The sequence below is a fragment of the Bradyrhizobium sp. genome (assembly GCF_019244115.1).
Classification (GTDB): Bacteria; Pseudomonadota; Alphaproteobacteria; order Rhizobiales; family Xanthobacteraceae; genus Bradyrhizobium.
Window position 1 is genome coordinate 1 of sequence record NZ_JAFATE010000648.1, and the last position, 6,346, is coordinate 6,346.

Annotated in this window: 5 protein-coding genes; all 5 read left to right on the forward strand. The window is 64.4% G+C overall.

Annotated features, from left to right (window positions below):
- The coding region (locus JOZ76_RS28225; RefSeq protein ID WP_291704272.1) for a ribulose-bisphosphate carboxylase large subunit at positions 1 to 984 on the forward strand (984 nt) is incomplete at its 5' end.
- Between the two features lie 12 nt (positions 985 to 996).
- Positions 997 to 1,422 (forward strand): ribulose bisphosphate carboxylase small subunit, encoded by a 426-nt coding sequence (locus tag JOZ76_RS28230; RefSeq protein ID WP_291704275.1) that lies wholly within the window; start codon positions 997 to 999, stop codon positions 1,420 to 1,422.
- Between the two features lie 117 nt (positions 1,423 to 1,539).
- A complete protein-coding gene (gene cbbX / locus JOZ76_RS28235; RefSeq protein ID WP_291704277.1) occupies positions 1,540 to 2,478 on the forward strand; it encodes a CbbX protein in 939 nt (312 codons plus the stop codon).
- A 174-nt stretch (positions 2,479 to 2,652) separates the two neighbouring features.
- Complete coding sequence (locus JOZ76_RS28240) at positions 2,653 to 4,728, forward strand: methyl-accepting chemotaxis protein (RefSeq protein WP_291704278.1); 2,076 nt, start codon at positions 2,653 to 2,655, stop codon at positions 4,726 to 4,728.
- Between the two features lie 208 nt (positions 4,729 to 4,936).
- A partial coding sequence (locus tag JOZ76_RS28245; protein WP_291704280.1) for an alpha/beta hydrolase domain-containing protein occupies positions 4,937 to 6,346 on the forward strand: 1,410 nt, incomplete at its 3' end.

Below are 6,346 nucleotides of genomic sequence, written 5' to 3' on the forward strand. Positions count from 1 at the left end.
GAGCGCGAGTACCTCAACAAGTACGGCCGCCCCCTGCTCGGCGCCACGGTGAAGCCGAAACTCGGATTGTCCGGCCGCAACTATGGCCGCGTGGTCTACGAAGCATTGAAAGGCGGGCTCGACTTCTGCAAGGACGACGAGAACATCAACTCGCAACCCTTCATGCACTGGCGCGAGCGCTATCTCTATTGCATGGAGGCGGTCAATCGCGCGCAGGCCGCGACAGGCGAGATCAAGGGCACCTATCTCAACGTGACCGCGGCGACGATGGAGGACATGTATGAGCGCGCGGAGTTTGCGCACCAGCTCGGTTCGAACATCGTCATGATCGATCTGGTGATCGGCTATACCGCGATCCAGTCGATGGCAAAGTGGGCGCGCAGGCACGACATGATCCTGCATCTGCATCGCGCCGGTCATTCCACCTATACGCGGCAGCGCAACCACGGCGTGTCCTTCCGCGTCATCGCCAAATGGATGCGGCTTGCCGGCGTCGACCACATCCATGCGGGCACGGTGGTCGGCAAGCTCGAAGGCGATCCGAACACCACGCGCGGCTATTACGATGTCTGCCGGGAGGATTTCAATCCGACAAAACTCGAGCACGGCATCTTCTTCGACCAGCATTGGGCGAGCCTCAACAAGTTGATGCCGGTCGCCTCCGGCGGCATCCATGCCGGCCAGATGCACCAATTGCTCGACCTGCTGGGCGAGGATGTTGTGCTGCAGTTCGGCGGCGGCACCATCGGCCATCCCCGGGGCATCCAGGCCGGGGCGACCGCCAACCGGGTGGCGCTGGAAGCGATGATCCTGGCCCGCAACGAAGGCCGCGACTATGTCCACGAGGGCCCGGAGATTCTCGCCAAGGCGGCGCAGACCTGCACGCCGCTGCGCGAGGCGCTCGAGGTGTGGAAGGACGTGACGTTCGACTACACCTCGACCGATGCGCCTGATTTCATTCCAACCCCCAGCGTCGCGATCTGAAAGGAGATGATGATGCGTGTCACCCAGGGCTGTTTCTCGTTTCTCCCCGATCTCACCGACGAGCAGATCACGCGGCAGGTGCAGTATTGCCTGGAGAAGGGTTTTGCCGTGAACATCGAATTCACGGACGATCCGCACCCGCGCAACACCTACTGGGAGATGTGGGGCCTGCCGATGTTCGATCTTGCGGACGCCGCGGGCGTCATGCGCGAGCTTGCCGACTGCCGCCGCGTCTATGGCGACCGCTATATCCGCATCTCCGGCTTCGATGCGAGCCACGGCTGGGAATCGGTGCGGATCTCCTTCATCGTCAACCGCCCGGCCAACGAGCCGGGCTTCCGGCTCGACCGGCAGGAGTCCGTGGGTCGCAACCTGCGCTATGCGACGCGGTCCTACGCGGCGCAGCGGCCCGAAGGCGATCGCTACCAGAGTGGCTAGCTCGCTGATCCGGTGAACCGTCCTTGATGGGAGTCGTGGCATTCTCCCGTCCACCGGATACTTGCTCCGTCGTCGCTCGCGGCGACGGCGGAGCTCTTTCGAAGATGGAAAAAGCTCATGCAGGATACGGCGAACGCGCTTCTCACTGAACCCTCCCGAGATGAGCGGCCAGCCTCGATCGATCTGCAGCAGGAATATGCCGATGTCGGCATCGCGGAGGTGCTCGATGAGCTCGATCGCGAGCTTGTCGGGCTGAAGCCGGTCAAGACCAGAATTCGCGAGATCGCGGCATTGCTCCTGATCGAGCGGCTGCGCAAGCGCCTGGCGCTGACCGCGGAAACGCCGACCCTGCACATGTCGTTCACGGGCAATCCGGGCACCGGCAAGACCACCGTCGCGCTCAAGGTCGCCGCGATCCTGCACAAGCTCGGCTTCGTGCGGCGCGGGCAGGTGATTTCAGTGACGCGTGACGATCTGGTCGGGCAGTATATCGGGCACACCGCGCCAAAAACCAAGGAGATCCTCAAGAAGGCGATGGGCGGCGTGCTGTTCATCGACGAGGCCTATTATCTCTATCGGCCGGAAAACGAGCGCGACTACGGTCAGGAGGCCATCGAGATCCTGCTACAGATCATGGAGACCCAGCGCGAGGATCTCGTCGTCATCCTGGCCGGCTATGGCGACCGGATGGAGCGGTTCTTCGCCAGCAATCCCGGCTTCCGCTCCCGCATCGCGCATCATATCGATTTCCCCGACTACGGCGAGGATGAGCTGCTGGCGATCGCGGACATCATGCTGCACCGGATGAACTACAAGTTCACGCCGGCGGCGCGCGAGGCGTTCGTCCGCTATATCAGTCTGCGCCGCACCCAGCCGCTGTTTTCCAATGCCCGTTCGATCCGCAACGCGCTCGACCGCATGCGGTTGCGGCAGGCAAGCCGCCTGATGGCCGATGTCGGCCGGAGTCTTCAGATCGAAGACATCATGTCGCTGGAGGCCGCCGACGTGCTTGCAAGTCGCGTGTTCTCAAGGCCAGCAGCGGCCCGCGACGCCTGAGCGAGGTCGTCGATGGTGTCGGGACAGCGCCGGCATGCGCGTGGCCTCAGGTATTTGGATGCCTGTCTGGCAGCGTAGAACGGCGATTTCTCGCGTGCCTTCCCAATCCTTAAGCCAACTTTAGCGAGTGCAAAATAGACGTTGTGATCGAGCACAACACAACGGACGAGCTTCATGCGCATTGGTCGGCTATTTGCAGTTTCGATGCTGTCGGTGACGGCGCTCGCAATCATCCTGGGCACCGAGGTTCTCGTTCCGCAGTATCGTACGGTCGTGAGCAGGACCGAGGCCATCAAGGCCGTCGACGCGTTCGGCGCAGTTCTCGTCGTCAGTCAGCACATTGCTGCTCACCGCGCGCCCTACGTCACTCCTCTGTTCCAGGAGGGCACCGCCACGCCAGCTCAGCTCGATGCCATCAAGCAGTCGGCGCAGGCTTCGGACACCGCGTTCGAGAACGCGCGAAAGGTGATCGGCGCTCTGAGTGATGACGCATCGATGATCGATGGGCTGAACCAGGCGGCAGCAAGCCTTGCCGAGCTTCGGTCCAGCACAGACCGCGTTCTGAGCGCTGCGATGAGCGGGCGGGACGGCGCGGTCGTCAAGGGCTTCCTGCCTGGGATTGCCAAGGCCATGGCCATCATCGATCCAGTGCTCAATCGGCTGGAAAACCGGGTGGCGGCAGCCGATGCCTCGCTCTCCCCCCTGTTGGGTATCGCACGCGCAGCCCAGGACCTGAGGGTCGCGGCCGGCGGTCGGGCTGCCGCCTTGACGCTTCCGCTCAGCGTCCACCGTCCGCTGACGCCGGCGGAGTTGTCCGCCATGGACCGGGGGCAGGGACGCGTGGATCTCGATCGTGAGCGGATCGAAGCCGCTATCGACCAACTTGGCCAACCGGAGCGCCTCGCCAAGGCGTTCAAGGATGCGATCGAGAAATATTTCGGGAAGGCTGCGGGCGTGATCGACCAGGAAATGCTGATCGGGCGCAGCGAAGGTAATTATAAGATCTCAACGGATGAGCTGTCGTCGATTGTCGTTCCAGCGGTGCAGGCCTTCTTCGTGGTCCGCGATGCCGCGCTCGCCGAGTCGGCCGACCGCGCGCAGGCGGCGCGCGACGGCGCGCTGATGATGCTGGTGCTGACCGCCATCGCGGTGCTGGCGCTGCTCGGCGTGCTCGGCGGCGTCACGCTGATGCTGCGCCGCCGGGTGATCGCGCCGCTCGCAACGCTCACGGGCGTCGTCAGCGAACTGGCTGCCGGCAAGCATGACGTCATGATTCCGGCGATCGGCCGTGACGACGAGATCGGCACGATGGCGACATCGCTGCAGGTCTTCAAGGAAGCGCTGATCGCCAAGGAAGCCGCGGACAAGGCCGCCGGCGTCGAGGCCGATGCCAAGATCAAGCGCGGCCAGCGCGTCGACCGCATCACGGGCGATTTCGAAACTGTCATCGGCGGCATCGTCGAGATCGTGTCCTCGGCCTCCTCGGCACTGGAAGCCTCCGCCGACACTTTGACATCGACCGCGGCACGTTCGGAAGAACTGACATCGGTGGTCGCGGCTGCCTCCGACGAGGCCTCCACCAATGTGCAGTCGGTCGCCTCGGCCACGGAAGAAATGGCCTCCTCGGTCAACGAGATCAGCCGTCAGGTCCAGGATTCGGCGCGGATCGCGAGCGAGGCCGTGAGCCAGGCCCATGGCACCAACGAGCGGGTCGCGGAGCTCGCGAAGGCGGCCGCGCGCATCGGTGACGTCGTCGAACTGATCAACCAGATTGCCGGGCAGACCAACCTGCTGGCGCTGAACGCGACCATCGAGGCGGCGCGAGCCGGCGAGGCGGGCCGCGGTTTTGCGGTCGTCGCCTCCGAAGTGAAGGCCCTGGCCGAGCAGACCTCGAAGGCAACCGACGAGATCAGCCAGCACATCCAGGGCATTCAGTCGGCGACACATGAATCGGTCGATGCAATCAGGGAGATCGGCAACACCATCGGACGCATGTCGGAGATCGCGTCCGCCATCGCGGCGGCCGTCGAAGAGCAGGGGGCTGCGACCCAGGAGATCGCGCGCAACGTGCAGCGGGCCGCGCAGGGCACTCAGCAGGTCTCCTCGAACATCGCCGATGTGCAGCGCGGCGCCTCCAGGACAGGATCGGAATCCTCGCAAGTGCTGTCGGCGGCGCGCTCGCTCTCCAGCGAGAGCAACCGCCTGAAACTCGAGGTCAGCAAGTTCCTGGGCGCGGTCCGCGCCGCGTAGCAGCGCGCGACGTCCGGTTCCGGTTCGTTCGCGGCCGATTGTGTTGCAGCCTCCGTTTCAGACCTAACATGCGACAGCGCTGCCTTGTAAGCGAGGGGAGTAGACCGCATCCTTAAAGAAATGCTTCAATCGCCGCTCGTTGGACTTTGAGTATCGTCTTTGGAAAAGAAGGATCAACCCTCGGGGCGCCAATCGTCGGAGGCAGATCATGCGCAAGCTCGTATTGGCCGCGATGGCCGCGATCTGTCTGCTCCCGACCACGCTGTGGGCCGAAGTCGTCCGCTTCGATAGCGTCGAACGCGTGCCGGCCTTCGCAGGCCGCAGTTTTAGTGATGTCGGGACCTACGAACGGATCACGGCACGCGCGACCATCGCGCTCGATCCCGCGGATGATCGCAATGCTATCATCACCGATCTTGCGCTGGCGCCGCGCAACGCGGACGGAAAAGTGGAGGCTACGGCCGATGTCGTGATCCTCCGCCCCGCCGATCCGGCGCGGAGCAACGGCACGCTGCTGCTCGATGTCCCCAATCGCGGACGCAAGCTCGCACCACAGCTGTTCGACGATTCAGCCCAGCCCGGTGCCAACCGGGCGCAGGCGCCTGATGATGCCGGCATCGGCTTCCTGCATCGGAGCGGCTACACAATGGTGTGGGTTGGCTGGCAGGCCGATATTTCGTCAAAACCCGGACAGATGGCGCTGAGCGCGCCCGTGATCAAAGGCATCATCGGCCCGGCGCGCGAGGAGGTCATCTTCGACAACACGACCAATCCGGCGCGCGCTACACTCACCTGGCCGGCAGCCGAGCCGGCCAATCTCGCGGTCACCGTGCGCGCCGCCTGGTCCGATGCGCGGCAGACGCCGTCTGGCCTGTCGGCGCGCCTCGTCGATCCGACGACGGTGGAGATCACGCGGCCCGACGGCTTTGATGCCGGCGCGCTCTACGAGATCACCTACACCGCGCGCGATCCGGTGCCGCTCGGAATGGGTTTTGCGGCGGTACGCGACGTCGTCAGCTTCCTGCGCCACGATCCGAGCCCCGCCAATCCGCTGCTCAATGGGCTGCATCCCTCGGTCAGCCGTGCCATCGGTTTTGGCGTCTCGCAATCCGGCCGCTTCCTGCGCGACTTCCTCTATCTCGGCTTCAACCAGGACATGCGGGGCCGCACGGTGTTCGACGGCCTGATGCCGCATGTCGGCGGCACGCGTCGAATGGCGACCAACGTTCGGTTCGGACAGCCTGGGCGCAACCCGCGGCATCCGCAAGACCCGGCTTGGCAGGCCGATCTCTTTCCCTTCACCTACGCGACACTGACCGACCCGATCTCGGGCCGGACCGACGGACTGTTGCGGCGCTGTTCGCTCACTGCGACCTGTCCCAAGGTGATGCAGACCGACAGCGAGCATGAATGGTGGGCTTCGCATGCCTCGCTCCTGGTGACCGACCTCGACGGCAATCACCTCGACTTTCCGGACAATGTGCGCGCCTATATGATCGCAGGCACGCCGCATTTCGCCGAAGCCAACGATCACATGCGCGCCGGGGTGCCGGCAATGGCGCTGCCGCAGAACCCGATGCATGCGGGCGCGCCGATGCGCGCGCTGCTGACCGATCTC